This window comes from Paraburkholderia sp. Ac-20342, from assembly GCF_017104985.1.
Taxonomy (GTDB): domain Bacteria; phylum Pseudomonadota; class Gammaproteobacteria; order Burkholderiales; family Burkholderiaceae; genus Paraburkholderia.
Genome location: NZ_JAAGPQ010000104.1, coordinates 1 through 24,685, shown reverse-complemented (window position 1 = coordinate 24,685; position 24,685 = coordinate 1). Strand labels below are relative to the sequence as shown.

Below are 24,685 nucleotides of genomic sequence, written 5' to 3'. Positions count from 1 at the left end.
GCGGCGCAGGCATGGGCGCGCTCGCATCGCGTTGAGGCCGATGCCGCGCTCGCGCAGGCGGCCGGCATCGACGCGTGGCTTGCCGCCGACAAGGTCGAGCCGCCGAGCCTTGAGCTACAGCGGCGCATCGTCGAGCGCGCGCCCGTGCGCTGGCTGTTCGCGCGCGGGCGCTGGTGGTGGTCCGGCGCGGCGGTCGCCGGAGTCGGGCTGCTCGGCGGCGTGGCCGGCGCATTGGCAATGTCGTTCTTCGTGCTGACCGAAAACGCGCCGGCCGTGCACGAATCCTCTTATCTGACTTCGAGCTTCGGCGGCACGTCCGCCGATTGGAGCGGCGAATGAACGGGCGGTCGTGGAAGTTTGCCCTGCTGGGCTCGTTCGTACTCAACGTGTTTCTGCTCGGCGCAATTGCGGGCGGCGCGTATCAATGGTTCGCGACGCACGGCGTCAAGCGGCCGGCGGCCGCGCAGCAGCGCGCGGCGCTGCGTTTTGCCGCCGAGCCGCTGTCGGCAGCGCAGCAGCGGGCCTTTATCGAAGGACTGCAAAACGCGCGCCGCGAAGGGCGGCCTTATGCGCGCGAGGGCCGCGAGGGGCGTCGCGAGGTGCTGCGTCTGCTGGCCGAGCCGCAGTTCGATCGCGCGGCGCTCGATGCCGCGCTCGCGCGTACGCGCGCGGCCGACAGCAAACTGCGCGCGATGGTGGAAGCGAGCGTCGCGGATTTCGCGGAGACGCTGTCGCCCACGGAGCGGATCGAGTTCGCCGACAGCCTCAGGTGGCGTGGCGAGTGGCGCGGAGCGCAGCCTGCGCCGAACGCGAAACAGCAGGCGAATGCGCAGCATCAGGCGAACTCGCCGGCGAGTGTGCCGGCCAATCCCGCGCCTGCCGACGCTGCATCGGACGACTAAAAACGCGGATGGCCGCGACGGATTGCGGCGCTTCGAGCGTTTAACGGACATGCAAAGCCATCCAATACCGATGAGGATCGCATGGCCAACTCACCGAACCTCAATGCCGCGGCGCTCGCGCTGAACCGCTTCGGTCTCGGCGCGCGTGCCGACGACACGCCGCCCGCCGATCCGAAAGGCTGGCTGCTCGCCCAGTTCGAGCAGTATCAGCCGAGACCTACTGCGTGGGCGAGCCAGCCCGATTCGTTGGCGCTGTCGGCGGAACTCGTGCAACTGCGCATGCGGATCAATCAGCCGGCCAGGCGCGACGCGGGCGAGGGGTCTCCTGTCGTCGGTCATGCCGGCGATTTCGCGGACAACCGCGCGGCCACTGAGGCAATCGATAACGCGAACAGGCGTGCGGCCAATGCCGGCGGCAGCAACGCAGGCTATCGCGCGCCAACGAACCAGGCCACGAATCAGGCCATGGCCCCAGCCGCCAGCCAGAGCGCAGCCCAAACCACCCGTGCCCAGACCGCGAAAGAAGCCGAACGCAAGGCACTGCGCGTCGAAATACTCGACCTGTACCGCTCATCCGTGAATGCGCGCGTGGCGAGCGCATTGACCACGCCGACGCCCTTCGTCGAACGGCTCGTGCATTTCTGGGCGAACCATTTTGCGGTATCGACGGAGAAGCCCGGTGTCGCCGTGCTGGCCGGTTCGTTCGAGGCGGAAGCGATCCGCCCGCATGTGCTCGGCCGTTTCGAGGACATGCTGGTAGCCGTCGAGCGTCATCCGGCGATGCAACTGTTTCTCGATCAGACCCGCTCGGTCGGACCGGACAGCACGGCCGCGCTGCGCGCCGCGCAACGCAACCCGGAAAACCGGCGCGGACTCAACGAGAATCTCGCGCGCGAGGTCATGGAACTGCATACGCTCGGCGTGCGCAGCGGCTACAGCCAGGACGACGTGACCGAGTTCGCCCGCGCGCTGACCGGCTGGAGCCTCGCCGGCAATCCGCCCAAAGCGGGCGCGAATATCGCGGGCAATATCGATGCGGGCCGCCGCGTGCTCGCGCAGATCGCCGAACCCGGCAGCTTCGTGTTTCGTCCGGCGCTGCACGAGCCCGGCACGCGCACGATCATGGGCCGCCGCTACGACGAGCCAGGCGAGCAGCAGGCACTCGCGATCCTGCACGACCTCGCGAATTCGCCGGCCACCGCAAAGCATATCGGCATGAAGCTCGCCCGCCATTTCGTCGCCGACAATCCGCCGTCCGGCGTCAGCGAGCGTCTTGCCGACGCGTTCGAGCGCAGCGGCGGCGATCTGCCGAGCGTTTATCACGCGCTGATCGAGACGCCCGAGGCCTGGGCGCCGCAGGCGGTGAAGTTCAAGACGCCGTGGGAGTGGGCCATTTCGTCGATGCGCGGACTCGGCTGGCAGAACCTCGGCGATCAGCAGAGCGCGCCGATTTTCACCCAGCTCGGCCAACCCGTGTGGCGCCCCAGTTCACCCGCGGGCTACGACGATATCGCCGCAAGCTGGGCCGCGCCCGATGCGCTCGTGCGCCGCGTCGAAGTCGCGCAACGTTTCGCGGCGCGCGTGGGCGACCGGCTCGATGCGCGCGCGCTCGGACAGACGCTGCTGGCCGGCTCGCTCAGCGAGCCGACGGCTACGGCCGTATCGCGCGCGGAAAGCGCATCGACGGCGATCGCGCTGTTGCTCGTGTCGCCCGATTTCCAACGGAGATGAATGCCATGCTGTCACGCCGCCAGTTCCTCGGTGTCGCCGCCGCCGGTGCCGGCGCGATGCTCGTCTCGCCGCATATGGCCTTCGCGCACGTCGCGACCGAGCGCCGTTTCGTGTTCGTGATCCAGCGCGGCGCGGCCGACGGCCTGAACATCGTCGTGCCGTACGCCGAGCCTGCCTACGCGACGTTGCGCGGCGCGCTCGCGATCGACACGTCGAATGCGCCGCGTCTGGACGGCACCTTCGCGCTGCATCCGGCGCTCGCGCAGGTGGCGAAAATGTACGCGGACCGCGAGGCGCTGTTCGTGCACGCGGTGGCCTCGCCGTATCGCGACCGCTCGCATTTCGACGGACAGAACGTGCTCGAAACCGGCGGCACGTCGCCGTATCAGGTGAAGGACGGCTGGCTCAACCGGCTCGCCGCGCAATTGCCGGCGACGCGCGAAACCGCGATCGCGTTCGCGCCGACCGTGCCGATGGCATTGCGCGGCGCGGCGGCGGTCACGTCCTATGCGCCGTCGGCGCTGCCGCAGGCTCCCGACGATCTGCTCATGCGCGTCTCGCAGCTTTACGAGCAGGATGCGCAGTTGCGCCCACTCTGGGCATCGGCGATGGCCGCGCGCGGTCTTGCCGGCGACGCGGGCGCGCGTCAGGACCCCGCGAGCCTCGGCAAGCTCGCGGCGAGTTTTCTGTCGCGCGACGACGGTCCGCGCATCGCGATGATCGAAACCGGCGGCTGGGACACGCATAGCGCGCAGAACGCGCGCCTCGCGAATCAGCTGAAAGCGCTCGATACGATGCTTGCCGCGCTGCGCGATGGCATGGGGCCGTCATGGAGCAAGACCACGGTGCTGGTCGCGACCGAATTCGGCCGGACCGCCGCCGCGAACGGCACCGGCGGCACCGATCACGGCACGGGCTCGGTCGCGATGCTGCTGGGCGGTTCGGTGGAAGGCGGCCGCGTGATCGCGGACTGGCCGGGGCTCGCGCCGCATCAGTTGTACGAGGCGCGCGATCTGAAGCCGACCGCATCGCTCGATGCGTTGATTGCCGGCGCGGCGAGCGAGAGTCTTGGGCTCGATGCGCAGTGCACCGCGGCCGCGCTGTTCGGGCGCACGGTTGCGGCGCGGCCGGTGAGCGGCGTGGTGCGGGCTTGATGCATTAATGCTGGATGTTGGGTGCTTGATGCAACACCGGCAGGAGTCGCTGTGCTTATCCGGCCAGAAATCAAGTCGTCCGGAATATCCTGCGTGCCGGCTCTGCAATGAACCCGCAACGAACCCGCAACGAACGAATGGCTTGGCATGTCGATCGCAACCGCGAGCATCCAGTCACAATGGGCTTGCTTCGCCCTGCGAAAAATAAATCAGCGTGCCGGTCTCGCGGCACAAGCACTCGCGGCCACCGCATGCGATGCATGCACCGACCGCTCGCCCACGCGATGATAACGGCGGCCGTAGTAGATCAGCGCATCGCCGTCGGCCCGTGTGTGCGCGGCCTTCACCGCGCAGAAGAACACCGTGTGCGTGCCGACTTCGGTGATCGATTCGATCTCGCAGTCGAGCGACGCGAGCGCGTCCCGCAACACCGGCGCGCCGGTCGCGAGGTGTTCCCATTGCGCGGCGGCGAAGCGTTCCCCGATGGCGAGCGCGCTTGTCGCGAAGTGCGCCGCGAGCGCCTGGTGTTCCGCGCTCAGCACGTTCACGCAGAGCCTGCCGTTCTCGCGGAACGCCGCATTGTTGCGGCTGCCGCGGTTGATGCAGACGAGCAGGGTAGGCGGCTCGTCGGTCACGCCGCAGACGGCCGAGGCGGTGCAGCCCGCGAGGCCGGCCGCGCCGTCGCTCGTGATGATGTTGACGGCCGCGCCAAGACCGGCCATGGCGTCGCGGAACGTGCTCTTGTCAAGCATGGGTGCCTCTTCTGAAAATTCTGTAGCTGCACGGGATGTGCCGCTGGCGGTGCGGGTGGTGCGGTTCATGCCGACGGTAGGCGTGCTGCGAGTCGCGCGCCTCATGCGTTCGGCTTGCGCGACACTGGCACCGATGCCAACTCCGTCGCCACAAACCACAAACTTCGCGGACCCGCCCGCATCCCGGTGTCAGCCTCGCGCATCGTCATGCCGGCGCCGCCGCGCATGCCGGCGAACGAAACCGCGCTGCCGTATGGCGCTCCGGCAGACGCGCATGCCCGAACAGCTTGTCGCGCAACGTGCCGTCGCGATACGCGCGCTTGTAGGCGCCGCGCTCCTGCAACAGCGGCACGACCAGGTCGATGAAATCGTCGAAGCATTCGGGCACGACGGTGCGCGACAGGTTGAAACCGTCCACGCCGGTTTCCTCGGTCCATGCAATCAGCTCGCTGGCGATCTTCTCCGCCGAGCCGACGAGCGGCGGCTGGCGGCTGCCGAGCACCATCTGTTTGAGCAGTTTGCGCTTGGTCCATTGCGGGCCGGCCGCGCGCGTCATCGCCTCGACGTTCGAGACGATCGCCTGGCTCTTGCCCGTTTCGATCGGCTCGTCGAGGTCGTAGCGCGCGAAGTCGATGCCGAGCGATGCGGCCGCATGCACGAGCGCGGCCTCGGAACTCACGTAGCGCCGGTACTCCGCGTACTTCTCCTCGGCCTCGCGATCGGTGCGGCCCGCGATCACGGTCTGACCGAGCAGCACCTTGATGTCGTCGGCGCGGCGGCCGCCCGCGACCGCGTGCGCGCGAATGTCGTCGACGATCGCCTTGACCGCCGGCTTCGCCTGGCCGTTGACGAACACGCATTCCGCGTGCGCCGCCGCGAACTGCTTGCCGCGCGCCGACGAGCCCGCCTGATACAGCACCGGCGTGCGTTGCGGCGACGGCTCGGCGAGATGCATCGCATCGACGCGATACTGCTTGCCGTGGTGATGGATCACGTGGACCTTCGAGGCGTTCGCATAGACGCCGCGCGCCTTGTCGCGCAGCACGGCGTCGTCTTCCCAGCTGCACTCCCAGAGCTTGTAGACGAGCTCCATGTATTCGTCGGCGAGATCGTAGCGGTCGTCGTGCGCCATCTGGCCGGTCAGGCCGATCGCGCGCGAGGCGCTGTCGAGATAGCCGGTCACGATGTTCCAGCCGACCCGGCCGCGCGTCAGATGATCGAGCGTCGACATGCGGCGCGCGAACAGATAGGGCTGCTCGACCGACAGATTCGACGTGACGCCGAACGACAGATGCCGCGTGACGGCGGCCATGGCCGGAATCAGCAGCGTCGGATCGTTGACGGGCACCTGCACCGCGCCGCGGATCGCCGCGTCGGGATTGCCGCCGTAGACGTCGTAGACGCCCGCCACGTCCGCGAAAAAGATGCCGTCGAACAGGCCCGCTTCGAGCTTGCGCGCGTAGTCGGTCCAGTATTGCAGGTCCGTATAGCGCGCGGACTGATCGCGCGGATGGGTCCACAGCCCTTGCTGGATGTGGCCTACGCAGTTCATGTCAAACGCGTTGAGAACGATTTCCTTCAGCATGGCGTGTTCCGGCTGGCAGAGGTGGACGAAGGCGGGCAACGGTTCGAGCGGGGTTCGACGCGTCGATGGTTCCGCGGGGCTGTGCCGGATCGGCGCAGGGCTTCGAATCGTGTTTAACGGTATCCGTTCGTTGAATATAGTGGACGAAAAAATACTATGCAAGACATTCCGCGCGGCGATGTTGCAGGCTTGCCGCGCGATGTCGATATCGCATTGAGAGGGGCGTGGTGTCGTGCCGAGAGTGTGGCTCGCCCGACGCCGTGCCTGCCCGGTCGAGTCAGCGGGCCGCCCGCTGGCCGGCTTCTCGTGGTGCGCTCAGGGAGGATGGCTGTCAGCGCCTGCCGGTCGCGCCTACGCATCGATATAATTTTGCGGAACTCACTTTGCCGCGACGACCCTGCCATGTCCGAATCTTCCGCCATCGATCTGACTCAGGCGATTTCCGCGCGCGTAAAGACCGAGCGCGAGGCGCGCAACTGGTCGCTCAGCGAACTGGCGGAGCGCTCGGGCGTGTCGAAGGCGATGATCAGCAAGATCGAGCGCGGCGAGGCGAGCCCCACGGCGACCGTGCTCGGACGATTGTCGGGCGCGTTTGGTTTGACCCTGTCGACCTTGCTCGCACTCGCCGAGCAGACCGGCGAGCGGCTCGTGCGCCATGCCGATCAGGCGCTCTGGCAAGACCCCGAAACCGGCTATACGCGGCGGCGCGTTTCGCCGCCCACCGGCGGCGTGCTCGAATTGCTCGAGATCGAATTGCCGGCAGGCGTGCGCGTGCCTTATCCATCGGATGCGTTCGTGTTCCAGCATCAGCAGATCTGGGTGACGCAAGGCGTGCTGACGTTTCGCGAGGGTTCGCAGACATACCGGCTCGAAGCGGGCGATTGCCTGCAACTGGGCGCGCCGGTGGAGTGCGAGTTCTTCAATGCCGGCGACGAGACGTGCCGCTATGTGGTGGGGCTCGTGCGGCGCTGAGCGGTCTGGGCAACGGATCGGGAAGCCATAGAGGCGGCTGTGCGGCGAGCCGCTGGCGCCATCTCGACGACGCCAGCGAAATACCTGAATTCCCGTTGCTGCCATCGTCTCGCGAAAATTCGACGGATGGCGGCAACGGGCGTTGCGAAAGCAACGTCATGCATCCATTCGCACACTGTCCAGGCTGACCGTTTCGCTCTGCTTGACCGGTTTCGGCTGCCCCAGCATGCTCGCCCATCCCTTGGCCAGAAAGTCGGTGGTGTTATTGATCGCGTCGACAATCTTTCTCCCGGCGGGCTGGGTAAGCGCCAGTCTGGGATGCTCGATCGCCCGCAATTCGTCTTCGGTAATTTCGATGCTGCGGCCAGGGTCATCGCTCCTGATGCGCTGGATTGCCTTGTCGACGATCAGGCTAATCATCTGGCGGTTTTTCTCGGTGTCGGTCGTCATCCATTTCCCCATTCCCAGATGATTGGCGGTCAGGATGTTGGTACCGAGACTCAGGATCTCCGTCGGCGTATTGAGCATGATCGAGGCGATTTTCTGCACGGAATCGCTGACCAGTCCCAGACGGGCCGGAATGTCGACCGGCAGGAAGCCGGCCGCGAAACTCAGCACGGAGCCGATGCCCATCGAGTTCACCGCCATCCCCCAGCCGGGCGCCGCTTCCAGCGCGGACTTCGTCTCGGCCCGGATCTGAGTCCGTAGCGCGGCCTTCGCTTCCGGCGTGCTCGCCGCCTCGGTATGGTTCGCTGCCGGGGCGGGGAAAAAGCCCTCGTTCATCTTTTGCGTCACGCCAGCCGCCATCTCATCGTGTGCGTTGGCAATTTCGAGCGGCACCATGGCACCGGAAGTGGATGCCGCCACCTGGTTCGTCAACGCCTGAACGGGCAACATGGCGATCGAACTGTTCAGCGCGGCCGCGTTGTTCGGAATGGACCCCACCGCCGCAATGCTTCCCGCGCCCGCCGAATCCTTGAGGTCGTCGAGCAATTTCTCGACGGACTCCGGCAGGAGCGGTTCGCCCTGAAACGTGCCGAGCAGTCGTTTGACGATGAGCGAGTCGACCGTCTCCGTGACCAGCGGCGTGACCGAGTTCGTCAACACGTCGACGAATTGCGTGACCGGATGCGTCTCTCCGTACGCGCGGGCCGCAACGGCCACCAGTGCCTTCCACGCCACGGCGTCGAGCGCATAGGTAAGGCCGCCGCTCATCGCCAGGCTGGCAAACATGGCGATGCCGATTTCCTTGGTGAATGCCTTCTGGTTGATGACCGAGTTGATCGATTGAGCCCCGAGGCGCCCACGCAATTCGAGCGTCGCCGGGTCCGCTTCGTTCAGGCAGTGTTCGACCAGTTTCTTCAAGGGCGCGTGATCGGATTCGACCTCGTAACGGATGTCCTGCAGGAACTTGAATGGATGGGGGCCCTCTGCCGGTGCGGTGTCAGCCGACGCCCGATTCCCGTCCAGGGTAGCAAGCGGCAGATCTCCCGGGGATTCTCCACCGTCGTGCGACGCCGCGATGGCCTCGCCGGAGCGGGCCGCCTCGTCCGACGCTTCTGAGGTGGCCGGATTCAGGCGCGCGTCGGCGCCGAAGCCCTGCACGCCTTTCCTGATGGCCTGGCGGGTCGCATAAGCCGTCAGATTGATATCGGCGTCGACTTGTTCGCCGTCTTCCATCGTCAGCCCGTGCACCTTGCAACCGTGCTCGAATGCGGCTGTCCTGGCAAAAATGGCGGCGTCCAGCGGAAGGCCCAGCCGGCAACCGGCCGCAGGCAATCGCAGCTCATCGAATTGTGCGGAGTGCTTGGCCTGCACGAAGCGCAAAATCGCTTCGACGGCTTTGTCGGTACAGCGCATCTGACCCGCCGCATCGCGGGTCACGGTCCCGGAGAAAGCCGTCGGCAATGGATACTCGCCTTTCGACATCAGCGCCGCGGCCTGCTTGAGGTAATCGGCTTTTGCCGCCTGGTGCTGCTCAAGCAGGCCAGGGACGCCTTCGCGAAGGATCTCCAACAACTCTTGTGTTCGTTGCCTGCGTGCCTGTATTACCTGAAAGCCCTTCTGCCACCTCGCGCGGGCCGGCGATGTGCTGCCGGCGACACCGGTCGCTGTGCTTTCATGGGTCGCTGCGCCTTTGACGGATGCTCGTTTTTGCAGACCCTCGAATCGGGAACCCTGATTCGTGGTCGGAGTGCGCGTGGAGGGTTGCTTCGTCGAGTGTGCGGAAGGACGGTCATCCGCTGGCAAATCAACGACAGTGGAGACTTGGGTGGAGTTGCTGCTGGAAACCTTGGACATAGATATCAGCCTTGCCTTAACGTTCGATGCGCTCGTCTTGTTCTCGCCGGGCATCCTGGTTTCGCCGATGTGCCCGGCGAGCACGGAAAAGTAAAGTTTGATGATGTGGCAAATGGTCGAGCGCAAGCGACGAAACACGAAGAAATTGCCTTCGAATGCGAAGCAGTGCTGATCTGCTGGGGGGCGTGCGGTGTCGTCGAGCGGTCTGGGTAGCCGGATTGGATCGCTACAGACGCGGACGCGCGGCGAGCAACCGGTCCCATATCGATGGCGGTAGCGAAATGCTTGAATTCCCGTCGCTGCCATCGCCCCGCGAAAATTCGACGGATGGCGGCAGAGTGCGGGGCGGTGAATAAGGCGCGAGAGAATATCGCACGCCCGTCGACCAGAAAAGATCGGGAACTGACGTATTGAAAGTGGGCTGTGCCAGCAGCTTGCCGCTGTTCGCATCGAAGAGCCGGCCAGCATATTGCGGGCTTTCGCTACGAGCCGGAACCCATCGCAACAGACAAAGCTCGGCGCATATACGCCCCATCGGGCGGCGCGGATATCCGGCACTCGCGTCCATGCGGAGTAGGGTCGAACAGGCTCAGATAAAGCCCGGCGCTGATCCCGATTAGCAGCGCAATACGCGTGAATGGGAGAGTCATAGGTCGAGCGCGATAGGCGGGAAGTGGCAACGAAGAAGCGCGCCGAGAGGCATGAGCCGTGATTCCATCAGCGAGAGAAGCGGGCCAACCCGAACGTCGCCTCGCGCGGCCATTCTTCACGAGCAAGGTCGCGGTATGAATCGGAGAATTCCGAAAAGCGATGCCGCTGAAAAGGGCATGCCGCCTATCGAGCGCGGTTCGCGCGCGAATCTCCGTAGGCCGGACCCCGGTGCCGCCCGGCCTGTTTGCTGGACTATAATTCCGCATCCCGGATCAGCCCTTCGATCCATCCCACGGTTCATGCCTCATGCAGCCGCTTCGCGGGAGCCTCGTTCCTCTTGAGCAAAATCGACCACAACCCGGACGATCGTCCCACCGATAACCCCGGCATCGGCGATGCGGCATCGGCGAAGGCACCGGCCACGCTTGCGATGCGTACCGCGCACGAAGCGCACAAGGACGACCGGCACTTCGTCACGGCACTCGCGCGCGGGCTCGAAGTGCTTGCGTGTTTCCGCTCCGGCGACCGGTCGCTCAGCAATCAGGAACTGGCGCAGCGCTGCAGGCTGCCGAAGTCGACGGTCTCGCGCCTGACCCATACGCTTACGCTGCTCGGCTATCTGATCCATCTGAAGGAGAGCGGCAAGTACCGGCTCGGCACGGCATCGCTCGCGCTCGGCAGTGCGATGCTCGCGCGTCTCGACGTGCGCAAGATCGCGCGGCCCATCATGCAGGAACTCGCCGACGTGTCCGGTGCGACCGTTTCGCTCGGCACGCGCGACCGGCTCTCGATGATCTACGTCGAAAATTGCCGCGGCTCGGTCGCGCTCACGCTGACGCTCGAAGTCGGTTCGCGTATTCCGGTCGCGACCTCGGCGATAGGGCGCGCGTGGCTCGCGGCGATTCCCGAGCACGACCGCCTCAGTTTCATGGAGCAGGTGCGCGAGCTCGATCACGTCGCATGGCCGAAGACGCGGCGCGGCATCGAGAAGGCGCTCGACGATTACCGCACGCTCGGCGTGACGACTTCGTTCGGCGACTGGCAGAAGGACGTCAACGGCATTGCGCGCGCGTTCCAGCCGGGCGGCGAGTTGCCGACCATGGCGATCAACGTCGGCGGCCCGGCCTTCAAGCTCTCGAAAGAATTTCTGCTCGAACAGGTCAGGCCGCGTCTGATCGACGTGGTAACGCAGCTCGAAATCGCACTGTCGCATTGAGCGGCGGCGCGTTCCGGTTTTGGTTTAGAGCGGCGTCGAGCGTTTGGGGTTCAGCGTTTAGTGTTAGCGCAGGGCGTTTAGAACCACCGCGGCGACATGCTGAACGTCGTGTCGTCGAGATCGCGCAGCGGTGCCAGCATTGCCGTCACGCGCGGCAATTCCCACCGGAAGAACCACCGGCACGCATGCAGCTTGCCGCGATAGAAGTCCTGATCCGCCGCGTCGTTGGCCTTCGGCAACGCGGCATGCGCGACGAGCGCCTGCCTGAGCCACGTCCACGCCAGCACGATATGGCCGAATGCTTCGAGGAATGCATTGGCGTTCGCAAGCGCACGGTCGGTTTCGCTCGCGAGCGCGGGCAGCAGAGCATCGAGCGTGCCGCTCAGCGCGTGCCACGCGTCGTTGAGCGCTTCGGCGTATGCGTGTAGCGGCGCATGCTCGCTCGCTGCGTCGATCGTGCGTTGCAACTCGCGCGCGAAGAGCTTTAGCGCGGCGCCCTGTTTCATCGTGACCTTGCGGCCGAGTAGGTCGATCGCCTGAATGCCGTGCGTGCCCTCGTGAATCATGTTCAGGCGATTGTCGCGATAGAACTGCTCGACCGGATACTCGCGCGTATAGCCGTAGCCGCCGTGAATCTGGATCGCAAGGCTGTTCGCTTCAAGACACCATTGCGAGGGCCACGACTTCACGACCGGCGTCAGCAGATCGAGCAGCAACGCTGCCTCGGCGCGCGCGGTGTCGCTCTCGCCGGTGTTCTGTTCGTCGACGAGACGCGCCGCGTACAGGCATAGCGCATACGCACCTTCCACATAGGCCTTTTGCGCAAGCAGCATGCGCCGCACGTCCGCGTGTTCGATCAGCGGCAATGGCGGATCGAGCGGATTCTTGTTGGTCGGATGACGTCCTTGCGGCCGCTCGCGCGCATAGTCGAGCGACGCGAGATAGCCGCGATAGCCGAGCATCACGGCGCCGAGGCCGACGCCGATGCGCGCCTCGTTCATCATATGGAACATATACACGAGCCCGTGATGCGGCTCGCCGACCAGCTCGCCGATGCATTCGCCATGCTCGCCGAACGACAGCATGGTCGAGGTCGTGCCGCGCCAGCCCATCTTGTGAATCAGGCCCGCGAGTGCGACGTCGTTGCGCGCGCCGAGGCTGCCGTCGTCGTTGACGCGAAACTTCGGCACTGTGAACAGCGAAATGCCCTTGACGCCGGGCGGCCCGCCCGCAATACGCGCCAGCACGAGATGCACGATGTTCTCGCTCAGCGCGTGATCGCCGCCCGAAATGAAAATCTTGTTGCCGCGAATCGACCAGGTGCAGTCCGCATTCGGCGTCGCGGTGGTGGCGAGATCGGACAGGCTCGAACCGGCCTGCGGCTCGGTCAGCGCCATCGTGCCGAACGCGCGGCCTTCGAGCAGCGCGTGCAGGTACTTGCGCTTTTGCTGTGCCGAGCCGAAGCGTTCGATCACGTTCGCATTCGCGCTCGTCAGCATGGCGTACGACGAGGTCGCGATGTTGGCGCTCTTGAACAGCGACAGGCACGCAAACGAAATCGTCGCCGGCAGTTGCATGCCGCCCAGTTCGTAGTCTTTGCTTGCGGCGAGAAAGCCGGTGCCGCGCAAGGCGTCGAGCGCATCTTTTACTGCGCCGGGCAGCGTCACGCGTTGGCCGTCGAACTGCGGTTCGTGCTCGTCGGAAAGCCGGTTGTGCGGCGCGAATTTTTCGACGGCTACCGCATGCGCGGTGTCGAGCGCGGCATTGAAGGTCTCGCGGCTGTGGTCCGCATGGCGGGCGCGCCGCGTCAGCGTCCCGGCTTCGAGCACTTCGAACAGCTGGAAATCCAGATCCCGCGTGTTGATGATTTGCGCGTCTTGCATTGCTGAAAACCCATCCTGAGGTAAGCCGCTATGCGGAACGGTTACGAAGCGCGGCGCAAAACACGCGAGCGCACAGCGCGACCGATGCGGCCTGGATCGTTTGAAGAACGCGGTATGCGGGTAAGTCCCGAGGAACCACGCGGCGGCAATGCGAGTCAGTTTATAACAAAAAAGAATGATCGTGCTTTTATTTACACGGTGAATTTCGACACGTATGATGGTCGGGAAATTATGGAATAGCAATCTGCATTGCAGAACAACTGAAGGAGTGTCGCGATGTCGGTGAAAGACCTGTTTCAACTCGATGGCAAGGTGGCATTGATTACCGGCGGCTCGCGCGGACTCGGTCTGCAAATGGCCGAGGCGCTCGGCGAGATGGGCTGCCGTGTCGCGATCACCGCGCGCAAGGCCGAGGAACTCGCCGAGGCGCGAGAACATCTGCAAGGCCGCGGCATCGAGGCGAGGGCCATCGTCAACGACCTGCAGCGCTTCGAAGGCATTCCGGCCCTCGTCGACGAAGTGATGAGCGCGCATGGCCGCATCGACATTCTCATCAACAACGCGGGGGCGACCTGGGGCGCGCCCGCCGAAGCGTATCCCGACGAAGCGTGGCACAAGGTCATGAACCTGAACGTCAACGCGCCGTTCTTTCTCGCGCGCGAAGTCGGCAAGCGCAGCATGATTCCGCAGCGTGCGGGCAAGATCATCAACGTCGCATCGGTCGCGGGCCTGAAGGGCTCGCCGCCGGGCATGAACACGATTGCCTACAACACCTCGAAGGCCGCGGCGATCAACTTCACGCGCGCGCTCGCGGCGGAATGGGGCAAGTACAACATCAACGTCAACGCGATCTGTCCGGGCTTTTTCCCGTCGAAGATGTCGGCCGGGTTGCTCGACCAGCTCGAAGACTCGATCGTCGCGCGCACGCCGTTGCAGCGCCTCGGCGGTGACGAGGACCTGAAGGGCCCGGTCGTGTTTCTCGCGAGCGAAGCGTCGCGCCATGTCACGGGCCAGTATCTCGCGGTGGATGGCGGCTCGATCATCGTCTGATTCGGGGCAGCGTAGCGGCAGGCAGCGCGGGCGAAGCTTCTCGCGGGAGCAACAACATGGAGACGTTGCATGAACTTCGAGTACCCGGACAAGGTCCGCGATCTGCAAAAGCGTTTGAACGCGTTCATGGACGAATACGTCTATCCGGCTGAAGTGGTTTTCGAAGCGCAGGTGGACGCCGCGCGCGAGTCGGGTTCGCAGAAAGAATAAAACCGGAGACGTGTATGAACGAACGCCATTACCCGCATTGGCCGCCGCAAGTGCCGCGGCATCTGACGTTGCCGCACACCAATCTTTTCTACAACGCCGAAGTATCGGCGGCGCGTTTTCCCGACAAGCCCTTCATCATTTACTACGGCACGCCGGTCACGTTCGCGCAGTTCAAGGACGAAGCCGAGCGCGTCGCGGGCTTTTTGCAGCACGAGTGCCGCGTAAAGGCTGGCGATCGCGTGCTGCTCTATATGCAGAACAGTCCGCAGTGGATCATCGCGTACTACGGCATTCTGCGCGCGAACGCGGTCGTGGTGCCGGTCAATCCGATGAACATGGGCGACGAGCTTGCCCATTACGTCGAGGATAGCGACGCGGCCACGATCATCGTGCCGCAGTGTCTCTTCAGGCACGTCGAACCGCTGATCGGCAAGCAGCCGGGGCAGGGGCTCGAACACGTGATCGTCGCGACGTATGGCGATTATCTGCAGCGTCCGTCGCCGGTCGCGGTACCCGAGTTCGTTGCCGCGCCGCGCGGGAGGTTCGATCGCGACGGCGTCACCGCGTGGTCGGATGTGCTCGCGAGAAACATCGCGCCCGGTCCGCTCACGGCCGGCCCCGACGACCTCTGCGTGATGCCGTATACGTCGGGCACCACCGGCCGGCCGAAGGGCTGCATGCATACGCATCGCAGCGTGATGAGCACGCTGCTCGGCGGCTGCGTGTGGTTTTCGTCGGCGGCCGATGGCGTGCATCTGTCGGTGCTGCCGTTCTTTCACGTGACCGGCATGCAGGGCGGCATGAACAGCGTGGTGTTCGCGGGCGCGACGATCGTCGTGCTGTCGCGCTGGGACCGCGATGCCGCCGCGCTCTGCATGCAGAAATATCGCATCAGCGCCTGGCAGTCGATCTCGACGATGATGGTCGATTTTCTCTCGAATCCGCGGCTCGGCGACTACGATCTCTCGAGCCTGTCCGGCACGCGCGGCGGCGGCGCGGCAATGCCCGACGCGATTGCGAAGAAGCTGAAGATGCTGACCGGGCTCGACTATGTCGAGGGCTACGGCATGTCCGAGACGATTGCCGGAACGCATATCAATCCGCCGCATCGTCCGAAGCCGCAATGTCTCGGCATTCCGGTGTTCGACGTCGATTCGCGCGTGATCGATCCGGCTACGCTGCAGGAGTTGCCGCAAGGCGAGACCGGCGAGATCGTCGTCAACGCGCCGCAAGTGATGCAGGGCTACTGGCGCAATCCGAAGGCGACCGCGGAGGCGTTCGTCGAACTCGACGGCAAGCGTTTTCTGCGTACCGGCGACCTCGGCCATATCGACGAGGACGGCTATTTCTTCATGACCGACCGGCTCAAACGCATGATCAACGCGTCGGGCTACAAGGTTTGGCCGGCCGAGGTCGAAGCGCTGATGTACCGGCATCCGGCGATTCACGAAGTGTGCGTGATCGGCGTGAAGGACGAGAAGCGCGGCGAGACGGTCAAGGCACTCGTCGTGCCCGACTTGGCCCATGCGGGCACGATCAGCGCGCAGGAGATCATCGACTGGGCGCACGGGCAGATGGCGGCCTACAAGGCGCCGCGTATCGTCGAATTCGTCGCATCGCTGCCGAAATCGGGCAGCGGCAAGATTCTGTGGCGCAAGTTGCAGGAAGAGGACGAGGCGCGCACGGCGGCTCAAGCCAATGCGCAAACGAGTGCAGGGGACGTGGCGTAATGAATGGGCTCGAACTGTTCTTTGGTATTGCCGGCATGTCGTACTCGGCAATCCTGTAATCGATAGCAATCCGAACAGGGCGATGTGTGAACCAATTTGCGGACAAGGTTGCGGTCGTCACTGGCGCGGGCTCGGGCTTTGGCCGCGAGTTCGCGCGGCTCGGCACGAAGTTTGGCATGCGGCGGCATGCGGCTTGTGCTCGCGACGTGCAGCAGGACGCGCTCGCCGAGACGCTCGCTGAAGTGAGCGCGGCCGACGCGCAGGCCATCGCACGTCGCGTCGACGTTCACGTTAGCCGCAGGTGACCAAACGGTTCAGTCTGCCGCAAAGACTCATCGGTACGTAGAGGAGACGTTGCGTCGTTGGAACTTGCCGATCTGAGCACTATCTGCCGATCCGTTGCATCTTCGCACTAAATCTAATTTATGAGATAAAAAATCCACTATAGTGGAATGGCTTGAATAAGGATCGATTGCAAATGTGTTTGATGTGACTCCCATGATCTGTGGGTGTCTATTAAATTACCGTTTTTTGAATAGTCGTTGGCAGTTTCCCTGCCGGCATTGCCAGGAAAGTATATCTAACGTGTCGTTTCCCGCTGCCAGACAAGGCGATTTAACCGGTCACGGGGGCACCGTGCGCAACGGGTCCACCAATGTGTTCATCAACGGCAAGCCAGCTGTGTTCGCTGGCGGCAGTACAACTTCATGTCCCATTCATTGCTCGGCACAAGCCGTGATACAAGGCGCTAGCACGGTCTTCATTAATGATATTCCGATTGCCTTCGTTGGTAGCTCGACCTCATGCGGGGCGCTGATCGTGACGGGATCGCCCGACGTCTTCATCGGCGATGGGCAACTGAAGAAAACTGGTTCGCAGCCTTTACCGGTATTGCCAGCGAGTGCAGGAATCGCGATGCGGTCTCATGTCAGGCAAGGAGAATATGACGACTGTTTTGTCCTGCGACATGCTGGCGGGCAGACTCTGGCTCACGTTGCCTATGCCATGCAGCGGCAAAGCGGCATCTTCGAGTATGGCGAAACGGATGCTGACGGGCATACGCATTTGCTTTCGTCAGTTGCTTCTGCCGAAAACATCAGAATCTATCTTGCCGGATAATATGTCGGAGCAAACACATATCTCCTCAAGTGGAGTGAAGTATCGGTGGGTTGCCACCAGGACAACTACTCTTACCAGTGACACTTCGGTCAAAGAGATCGCCGTTCAATCAGAGGTGGTGGAGGTCGTGGTAAGCGAGTCACGCTTATTGAGCCACGGCTCGCAGTTTGGCCATGTGGCAATTATTGTCGATAACAAAGTTTATTCTCGGGCGCACGAAAAATACTTTACCACTGACCGGAATGACCATCTTTATCGGAACTCGTATCGCAACAGCGTCGGCTATGTAATTCGTGTGTCGTCTGACGAAAAACAAACAATCAAAACTGAATTGGAGCGAAGAGTTAGGATTTTCACGTTAGATCCAAAATCGCACGAATACAGCTTTCTCGATAATAGTTGTTCAAGCAATGTTGCCGACGTACTGGGTACGGTTGGTATTGTCGCTTACGATCCCCGTTGGTCGGCGTTCGAGATGATTAGCCCCGCCGATATCGTGACTGGGTTGAACCACTCAAAAAGAGTGGCCCGAAAAATTGAATACCCGAGAGCGCGATGAAGAGGCTTGCCGTCGCGGCCTTTCTGACTCTCATCGGTTGTGAGAACCATACGGGTGAAACATGGCGTGTTCAGAAAGAAATGCCGGTCTATCGATCTCCGGATGGGGACACGCAAGAGGAGATTTTTCGGCTTGCTCCTGGCGACGTTTGTTATCCAGGGCGAGTAGTCGTTGAAAAGGTCTTCCAATATACGGCTGTTCATTGTCCTCCTAAAGGAGATGGTTGGGTTGCCGACAACTATTTCGACAAGAGTAGGTGATCCACTTATCATCAACACGATGAGTCAGGAACGTGTCGAACGCCGGCTTGTCGATCTCCATTTGATCGGCCGCGTGTCATGTAGACTGGTGCCCGTCATCTGCGACATTAATCGCACTGCGCTACAACTCGATGCAACGAGACCCAAGTTACGCAAAAAATTGGACTATGCATTAAGCGTGGCTCGAAAAGGAAACGCAACCATATGCACACACTAAAGCTGATTGCCCTAAGTTGCGCACTCTCTTTGCCGGCACTGTCTCATGCCGCTCCTCACGATACCGTTCAAACCCAAGAAAATCTGTGCAGCGCTTATTCACAGGCCGGAATGCGGGATTGCCTTGCACAAAAAGTCGCGGAGAGTCAGGTAGCGCTGCAACGAGCCGAGGAAGCCGTGGGCCACTCGCTCACCCAATGGGATGAAGACAGCAAGTACATTAACGTAGCAAAAGCTAAACTGGTCGCATCGGACCGGGAGTCTCCCAGGTATCGCGACACCGAGTGTGAGTTTTCAGCCTCGTTAAGCGGTGGCGGAGCAGGTAACGCGCATGAGATGGGGCGACTGGCTTGCGTGGCGGTGCTCAACAATCGACGCGCCGAACAGCTACGCAATGCCGTTGCCAACTTGCCGTTGAGGTAGCCAGGCGATCGGTGAGAGCTGTTACCGCCCGGAACCCGCATCGGTTCCCTCTCATTACCCGAAACCGTCCACCGCAACAGCAACATGCAACAGTGCGCCGTCTGCACGGCGCACCGTCCGCATCTAGAACGTATGGCGAATGCCGAGGCTCACGCCGGCCGTCGTGCCCGTGGGCAGATCGAGTGCGTTATTGACCGAGAGCCCCGCGTGCATGGCGCCGTGATTGGTCACGAAGCCGACCTGTGCATACGTGACCGTCGCTTTGGATAACGAATATTCAAGTCCGGTCGAAGCGAGAATCGAATTATTCGACGATTCGTTTGCATCGCGCGTGACCCAGATGCCCGCGTCGACATTCAACGCCGGCGTGATGCGATAGCTCGCGCCGCCCGAATAGACACGATTGTTGAACGAGCCCGCCACCTTGTACTGCGTGTACGCAGCCATCACGGTCAGGTTGTTGAACACGTAGCGCGCACCGAGCGCGCGGCCGTTGAATTCGACGGCACTCGGAATCGCGATGGCCGCGGCGCTGCCGCCCGCGTTGCCGCTGTAGAGCGCGGCGTCGATCGTGAGTCCGCCGAAGTGATAGCGCAGGCTCGCCGAGTACTGGCGACCTGCCTGAAAATCGCCGGCGGTTCCGCCGAGCGCGAGCATCGCGCTGCCTTGCAAGCCCGCGATTTCCGGCGACGTGTAGGAAATGCCGTTGGGATTGAACAGGCCCGTCACATAGACGTTGTTCAGATAGGTGACGAGACCGCTGCCGAAGTAGTCCATGTCGCGCGGGTCGAAGTCGTACACCGACAGAAAGAACGGCGAGAACTGCAAGCCGGCCTTGACTGTACCGAAGCGGCTGTCGATGCCGATCCACGCCTGACGTCCGAACAGATTGCCGTTCGAATTGTTCAGCGAGCCATTGGCCACGCTAAAGCCGCTTTCCAACTGGAAGATCGCGCGCATGCCGCCGCCGAGATCTTCGGCGCCACGCAGGCCGAAGCGCGAGCCGGACAGGCCGCTGTCGGTGAACGAATACTGATGGCCGGCGCTCTGGCCGGTACTCATGTCGAGTGTCTTGCTGGTATAGAGCAGCGACGCGTCGACGATACCGTAGAGCGTGACACTGCTTTGCGCCTGAGCGCTCGGGGCCGCACCTAGCGCACACGCCCCCATCAATCCAAGAACGACTCCGGTCCTGTTGCGATGACTTGCCGGCATGCTGCGTGTCTCCTTGTTTTACGTTTTCGGATGAACGATGAAATGAATCCGCGCCGCGCTGCGATTTCGACCGGCAATAGAACTCTCTCGCGATCCATCAGGATTACGGAACATGAAGAGCGTGCTATTGGACGTCAGGACTGGATCGACTGCGCGTTTTTCTGTTTGGCTGATCTCCTGATAGCGAACGATTCCATGAAGCACTCAACCGGACTGATTGGTGTGCTCACAGAATTCAGACGGAATTTGGCACGACCGTTCGCTCTGTGTCAACGTGGTAAACCGCATGAAGAACTGCAATGCAGTCCAAACAAGGGAAAATACCTAGTCTGCTCGATATGCGATGTTTTACCAGTAAACCCTTGTGATATTGAGAGGATTTAGATGAGGTCCCGATTGAAGCGTATGGAATGGCATTACTTATTGATTCTGCATTGCAGAACTTATACCGAGGTGAGCTCTTTGTCAGATCGAACCCGAGCCGCGATGGATCAGGCGATGTGCGTTGCGATCAACGCTGCCAACCCGCGGCCTCTATTTGCCTGTAAGCTTGAGCCGGCGGTGACGTAAAAGGCTGCGCAATCCGCCTTGATGAACCACGATTCGCAGATGGACTTTAACTCTGTTGCCAACACTCCCTTGGGGGATATCAGTTATGAAGAGCTTTGCCATTAAACGAATCATGCTCGGGATTTCGGCTGCGGCACTGGTGGCCGGCACGATCCCGCTCGCTGTCGCGCAGAACGACACAGCGTCCCCGGCCGCCGCCGCAAGTGCCGCGAAGCCGACCAAGGCCGAGCGGAAGGTCGCGCGCAAAGCGGCCCGCAAACAGGCTCGTGCGAAGAAGAATGCCGAGCTGAAGAAACTCGAAGACGCGGGCTATCAGCCAGGGCAAAACGATCCGAACTATCCGAACAATCTGCAGCAGGCGCAGAAGAAGGCCGGCGTCGGCGCAGCCGCGAGTCAGTAGCGGTTGTTGGATAGACGCCCGGCGCTTCCCTGATTCAAGGGAGCGTCGGGCGTTTTTATTTTTTGATGTTGCTTCGGTATCTTGAGTATTTTTGCGGTTGGATTGGCGAGTTGTGTTCAATGACCGCTCGGCGATTATTTCGCCTTGCTCGTGTTCGACGCCGCCGAAAGTGTCGTGAGTATCTGATAAGCCGCATTCACCCGAGCCTCGATCGGGAAATTGCGGTTGCCGAGGATCACGATGCCCATACGCTGCCTCGGCACGAACGCGATATAGGAACCGAAGCCGTTGGTCGAGCCGGTCTTGTTGATCCACACGTCCTGCTGCGGCGGCAGCGGCGGCTCGATTGCCGCCGCGGGTGTCGCGTTAAGGGCTATCTCCGGCGAGTTGCCCGCCTGCAAAGTCTTCAATGCAACGGGGTAGGGGTACTGCTCCCAGATCAGGTCCTGAGTCAGCACACTGGCCTTGAAGTAGCCGGTGTGAGTCGCGTCGATCGCACGCTGGAGTTTGTCGTCGATCGGAAGCATGTTCATGTTCGCCTGCATGAAGCGCAGCATGTCGGCGGCGTTCGACTTGACGCCGTAGGCTTCGGCGGCGAGCATGCCGCCTTGCAGGCGAATCGGCGCGCCATCTTTCGTATAGCCTTGCGCATAGTCCGGCAGCCTCGCCGCCGGGACATCGATATAGCTGTTCTTCATGCCGAGCGCCGGAAACAGGCGTTGCTGTACCAACGCGGTGAAGTTCTGCCCCATGCTCTTCGCGGTGATGAACCCGAGCGTGCCGATGCCCGGATTCGAATAGGTCCGGTAAGTACCCGGCGCGTGAGCCGGTTGCCAGTTCCTGAAGTACTCGAGCAACTGCGCATCGTTATGGATGTCGTCCGGCACCTGAAGCGGTAAACCGCCCGGTGTGTGCGTACCGAGATTCAGAAGACTGACCTTGCCGAAGGGCGTGCCGCGCAGCGTCGGCAGATACTGGCCGGTGCTGTCGGATAGCGAGAGCTTGCCGTCCAGTTGCGCATACGAGGCGAGCGTCGCCGTGAACGTCTTGCTGACCGAGCCGAGTTCGAACAGCGTATCGCGCGTGACCCGCTTGCCGGTTTGCGTCGACGCGACGCCGTAGTCGAACACGTATGGCTTGCCTGCGACGATCACGCCGACCGCCATGCCGGCGACGTGGTACTTCGCCATCAGCGGCTGGATCGCGGCATCGACGGCGGGCTTGATCCGGGCGGTGTCGTGGTCCGCGTTCTGATCGGCGGCGTGGCTTGCAGGGGAGAGCGCGCACAGCGCGAACGTGGCGAAGGCGGCGGCCGTGACGAGGCGGAGCGCTTTGAGCTTCATGGGCAATGAGTCCTTGAACGTGTGTCGGCAAATGACTGAGGCCGCACTATCCGGCTTTTGCAGGCCCTTGGCAAACGAGGATAAGTTGCGCGAGGGTAAAGAAAATGTTGTGGCCGACGATCATTCACGGCCCGTTTCTGCCGAGCCTATGGGAAACGCAGAGCCGCATGGAGAGTTGCCATGCACGCTGCGTGATGAGCGTGCGCAAATTGTGCAGGCTGTCGAGATGCACTATGGCGCGGTTGCGGGTTTGGCCTCGGGGAAACAGACGGCATCGCGCAATGTGCTGCGCGAGTTGTTTCATTTGATGCGGCGTGCGAGACGGCAGAGGGAAAAAGTCTCGCCGCTGTCTGCACTGAATGTCGGGGTGAAGGAGCCGTCGTGGCGAGTATGAGGCGTGCTACGCATTTCGTCGGGTGAATGCCGACAGTGCGTGGGCGGTGTGGAGTGTGCTTCGCGGGGCGTTCGTAGTCGATCGCTATTGGCTGTGTTGCATGGAGATGATGATTGCGTGCATGACTGCGGCTATAAGCACGGTAAACACGGCGCGTTTAAACCCTGCCACGTTGCCACGCCGTTTGACGTGTAGCCGGCGTGGGAAGATGCGGTCGAGTCGGGCCTCAAATTCCAGTAGCCGGATTTGCAGGCCGTAGGGAAGGTATTCCCACGCGGTCAGGTAGGCAGGGTGTTGCCATAGACGCTGCTTGTTGCTGTGTAGTGTCGGCTCGTGGTGCTGGTCGACGTTGTTATTCATGTTGGCCCCATTTCGATTTCGACGTGATTTTAGCCGTGCGGGGCGTGCCGGTTGAACTACCTGTTCGGATAGGTTTCCCGGCGGGCGTTCGCTTTTCGATACATGACTTCGCGTGCCTTGCTAAAGAACACGGCGTGCAATGCTGGAAATGGGTTCGCGGCCTTTCAGGGAGATTTGATTACTGTCTGGTTCGCACTCTCCATTCCCGAAATGCTTTGAGCCTCTCGTCTCTCTCTCCATTGTTTTTTACGTATTCAAGCTCATTAAGGGACCGGCTCATGGAACTCAGTCTCTCCAGCAAGGATCGATCAAAAGCCCCGCTACCTTTCGAGAGAGCCTCTCCGGTTTTTCGGATTTCGCGCAACCTGAACCCTTCGATTGAGGCACTTGTTTCAAATTCTTTACTGTCGTTATTTATACGTCTCACACGATAGCTGGCATGTCGATCGCTTAGTCTCTCACTACTGTTTTTCTTTACAAATGCTTCCGCGAGGCCATATTCCTGTTTCAGAATCGCACGTGTCTGCGTATGTTTAAGAAAACCGATGGGTAGATTTTTCAGCTGATCGCTCGAAATGATCTGAGCATTGTTTTTGCCGTGAATTTCGCCTGTGAACCCGGTCTTGTAGGACTTGATTGCGAAATTGAGCGCATACATGATGCAATCTTGTGTGGATTTTTGAATCTCTGGCGTAATAATCGAAACTTTTCGTCCTTCCGCTCTTAATAGATCTGCTGCAGACTCCAAACGGGTGTCGCCATGCTCGAAGGCCGAATCGGCAATTACTATTGAAGTTTCGTTGCTCCCCACTCTTACATCCGCCATCGCGCAATGAACAGAATTTTCCGATGGGTGGAAAATAAATCTGAAATTACCCTGCATCCCGCCATTTTCAATACGCTCTATCATGAACTGGAGATTTCTCGGTGCCTCGGGAAGATAAAGCAGATTAAGGCCTGGTCGCTGCGCGTTTTCCATTGCAGCAATCAATCCGATGAATTTTTTATCCAATGCAGTGATACGCTCATCAGGAGCAATATTGGATAGTGCATGATCTACGGCCATTCTGGCGTATTCTCCGAAATCCTTGTCAGATTCCGGGATTATAGAATGATCAACGCTATCCGCTTTATATTTCAATCTGGCTGGTATCGCCCAATGAATATCTCCAGTAAATTTATTACGCTCGCTTAGACCACTGAGAGGTCCGCTCGCAGGGAGTCTTTTCGCTGCACCGCCAGACGATACGTTTGTAGTCGTTGTGTGTTTTTCTTCAGGAGGCGACGTGGTGACGGGGCTTGGAGGCCTTGATCCGATAGATATTGGCATGACAGGGGCGTAGAGAGTGATTGTTCAGAGAACTCATGTATTCCACGCTAGCATCATCCTTTCGCAGAAAAAAATCTTCGCACAAGCGAAGACGGCTTCTGAAATGCGAGGCAGTGTGACGGTAGGTATGGCGAAAGTCTTTTGAGTCACGTTGGCGCCAATATTGTGCGTGGCTGGGCGGTGTTGTTCGAAGGGCTGTTTTGGATTGTTCGGGTCGCGGGGCCTCACTTCATTATTTAATTTTACATAACATAAATTATCACCCATAAATTTGTGACGGCCATTTAGTAATGTCCGGTTTGGGCCAGTTAGAAATGTCCGGTTTAAGGGTTCTCCTCGGCGCATCCTGCAACTGCATG

Annotated in this window: 23 protein-coding genes and 1 pseudogene; 16 read left to right on the top strand and 8 right to left on the bottom strand. The window is 61.6% G+C overall.

All coding sequences use genetic code 11. From position 1 onward, the window contains the following. The 4 genes from G3N58_RS29250 to G3N58_RS29235 form a co-directional block, all read left to right on the top strand. Positions 1–339 (top strand): hypothetical protein (locus tag G3N58_RS29250; RefSeq protein ID WP_206000929.1); only part of this gene is annotated, 339 nt, incomplete at its 5' end. Further along, entirely contained in the window at positions 336–902 is a 567-nt protein-coding gene (locus tag G3N58_RS29245) for a periplasmic heavy metal sensor (protein WP_167049408.1), read from the top strand. The genes G3N58_RS29250 and G3N58_RS29245, both read left to right, overlap by 4 nt. Positions 903–983: 81 nt before the next feature. Next, a complete protein-coding gene (locus G3N58_RS29240) occupies positions 984–2,633 on the top strand; it encodes a DUF1800 domain-containing protein (protein WP_206000928.1) in 1,650 nt (549 codons plus the stop codon). A gap of 5 nt (positions 2,634–2,638) precedes the next feature. Further along, positions 2,639–3,787, top strand: coding sequence for a DUF1501 domain-containing protein (locus G3N58_RS29235; protein WP_206000927.1), 1,149 nt, complete (start codon positions 2,639–2,641; stop codon positions 3,785–3,787). Between the two features lie 209 nt (positions 3,788–3,996). On the opposite strand, the gene G3N58_RS29230 is transcribed toward G3N58_RS29235, so the two are convergent. Together G3N58_RS29230 and G3N58_RS29225 are read right to left on the bottom strand one after the other, a co-directional pair. Continuing rightward, positions 3,997–4,539 carry a flavin reductase gene (locus G3N58_RS29230; RefSeq protein ID WP_167049402.1) on the bottom strand — a complete coding sequence of 181 codons (543 nt, stop codon included), beginning with the start codon at positions 4,537–4,539 and terminating at the stop codon, positions 3,997–3,999. A 205-nt stretch (positions 4,540–4,744) separates the two neighbouring features. Continuing rightward, on the bottom strand, positions 4,745–6,124 hold the full coding sequence (locus G3N58_RS29225) for an LLM class flavin-dependent oxidoreductase (protein WP_206000926.1): 1,380 nt from the start codon (positions 6,122–6,124) through the stop codon (positions 4,745–4,747). Positions 6,125–6,526: 402 nt separating this feature from the next. Here G3N58_RS29225 and G3N58_RS29220 point away from each other — a divergent pair, with 402 nt between their 5' ends. After that, on the top strand, positions 6,527–7,096 hold the full coding sequence (locus G3N58_RS29220) for an XRE family transcriptional regulator (RefSeq protein WP_167049398.1): 570 nt from the start codon (positions 6,527–6,529) through the stop codon (positions 7,094–7,096). A gap of 156 nt (positions 7,097–7,252) precedes the next feature. On the opposite strand, the gene G3N58_RS29215 is transcribed toward G3N58_RS29220, so the two are convergent. Further along, on the bottom strand, positions 7,253–9,535 hold the full coding sequence (locus G3N58_RS29215; protein WP_206000925.1) for a hypothetical protein: 2,283 nt from the start codon (positions 9,533–9,535) through the stop codon (positions 7,253–7,255). A gap of 943 nt (positions 9,536–10,478) precedes the next feature. Between G3N58_RS29215 and G3N58_RS29210 the strand changes: the two genes are divergently transcribed. Further along, positions 10,479–11,264: an IclR family transcriptional regulator gene (locus tag G3N58_RS29210; protein WP_167049463.1), complete on the top strand. Its 786-nt coding sequence runs from the start codon at positions 10,479–10,481 to the stop codon at positions 11,262–11,264. 77 nt (positions 11,265–11,341) lie between these two features. On the opposite strand, the gene G3N58_RS29205 is transcribed toward G3N58_RS29210, so the two are convergent. Continuing rightward, a complete protein-coding gene (locus G3N58_RS29205) occupies positions 11,342–13,147 on the bottom strand; it encodes an acyl-CoA dehydrogenase (RefSeq protein ID WP_206000924.1) in 1,806 nt (601 codons plus the stop codon). Between the two features lie 276 nt (positions 13,148–13,423). On the opposite strand from G3N58_RS29205, the gene G3N58_RS29200 reads away from it, so the two are divergent. The 8 genes and pseudogenes from G3N58_RS29200 to G3N58_RS29165 all read left to right on the top strand — a co-directional run bounded on the left by G3N58_RS29200 (position 13,424) and on the right by G3N58_RS29165 (position 18,714). Beyond that, complete coding sequence (locus G3N58_RS29200; protein ID WP_167049392.1) at positions 13,424–14,197, top strand: SDR family oxidoreductase; 774 nt, start codon at positions 13,424–13,426, stop codon at positions 14,195–14,197. Between the two features lie 69 nt (positions 14,198–14,266). Then, positions 14,267–14,407, top strand: a complete 141-nt coding sequence (locus G3N58_RS29195) for a hypothetical protein (RefSeq protein ID WP_205193343.1) — start codon at positions 14,267–14,269, stop codon at positions 14,405–14,407. A gap of 14 nt (positions 14,408–14,421) precedes the next feature. Further along, positions 14,422–16,137 (top strand): long-chain fatty acid--CoA ligase, encoded by a 1,716-nt coding sequence (locus G3N58_RS29190; protein WP_167049390.1) that lies wholly within the window; start codon positions 14,422–14,424, stop codon positions 16,135–16,137. Between the two features lie 86 nt (positions 16,138–16,223). Further along, positions 16,224–16,442, top strand: coding sequence for an SDR family NAD(P)-dependent oxidoreductase (locus tag G3N58_RS34330; protein WP_206000923.1), 219 nt, complete (start codon positions 16,224–16,226; stop codon positions 16,440–16,442). Positions 16,443–16,722: 280 nt separating this feature from the next. Next, positions 16,723–16,986, top strand: a pseudogene (locus tag G3N58_RS34325) (PAAR domain-containing protein); the annotation flags it as partial. Between the two features lie 271 nt (positions 16,987–17,257). Next, on the top strand, positions 17,258–17,815 hold the full coding sequence (locus G3N58_RS29175; RefSeq protein WP_206000921.1) for a hypothetical protein: 558 nt from the start codon (positions 17,258–17,260) through the stop codon (positions 17,813–17,815). Continuing rightward, positions 17,812–18,075: a hypothetical protein gene (locus G3N58_RS29170; protein ID WP_167049386.1), complete on the top strand. Its 264-nt coding sequence runs from the start codon at positions 17,812–17,814 to the stop codon at positions 18,073–18,075. Before G3N58_RS29175 ends, G3N58_RS29170 begins: the two co-directional genes overlap by 4 nt. A gap of 204 nt (positions 18,076–18,279) precedes the next feature. Further along, a complete protein-coding gene (locus G3N58_RS29165) occupies positions 18,280–18,714 on the top strand; it encodes a lysozyme inhibitor LprI family protein (RefSeq protein ID WP_206000920.1) in 435 nt (144 codons plus the stop codon). Between the two features lie 123 nt (positions 18,715–18,837). Here the strand turns inward: G3N58_RS29165 and G3N58_RS29160 are convergent, their stop codons facing one another. Next, on the bottom strand, positions 18,838–19,884 hold the full coding sequence (locus G3N58_RS29160; protein WP_167042013.1) for a porin: 1,047 nt from the start codon (positions 19,882–19,884) through the stop codon (positions 18,838–18,840). Positions 19,885–20,584: 700 nt separating this feature from the next. Here G3N58_RS29160 and G3N58_RS29155 point away from each other — a divergent pair. Beyond that, a complete protein-coding gene (locus tag G3N58_RS29155) occupies positions 20,585–20,899 on the top strand; it encodes a DUF4148 domain-containing protein (protein ID WP_206000919.1) in 315 nt (104 codons plus the stop codon). A gap of 134 nt (positions 20,900–21,033) precedes the next feature. Here the strand turns inward: G3N58_RS29155 and ampC are convergent, their stop codons facing one another. Continuing rightward, positions 21,034–22,242 (bottom strand): class C beta-lactamase, encoded by a 1,209-nt coding sequence (gene ampC, locus G3N58_RS29150; RefSeq protein ID WP_206000918.1) that lies wholly within the window; start codon positions 22,240–22,242, stop codon positions 21,034–21,036. Between the two features lie 31 nt (positions 22,243–22,273). Here ampC and G3N58_RS29145 point away from each other — a divergent pair, with 31 nt between their 5' ends. Further along, positions 22,274–22,636, top strand: coding sequence for a hypothetical protein (locus tag G3N58_RS29145; protein ID WP_167041958.1), 363 nt, complete (start codon positions 22,274–22,276; stop codon positions 22,634–22,636). Between the two features lie 84 nt (positions 22,637–22,720). Here the strand turns inward: G3N58_RS29145 and G3N58_RS29140 are convergent, their stop codons facing one another. Continuing rightward, positions 22,721–22,996 (bottom strand): hypothetical protein, encoded by a 276-nt coding sequence (locus G3N58_RS29140; protein ID WP_206000917.1) that lies wholly within the window; start codon positions 22,994–22,996, stop codon positions 22,721–22,723. 178 nt (positions 22,997–23,174) lie between these two features. Further along, a complete protein-coding gene (locus G3N58_RS29135) occupies positions 23,175–24,137 on the bottom strand; it encodes a YopJ family acetyltransferase (protein ID WP_206000916.1) in 963 nt (320 codons plus the stop codon). Positions 24,138–24,685: the final 548 nt, after the last annotated feature.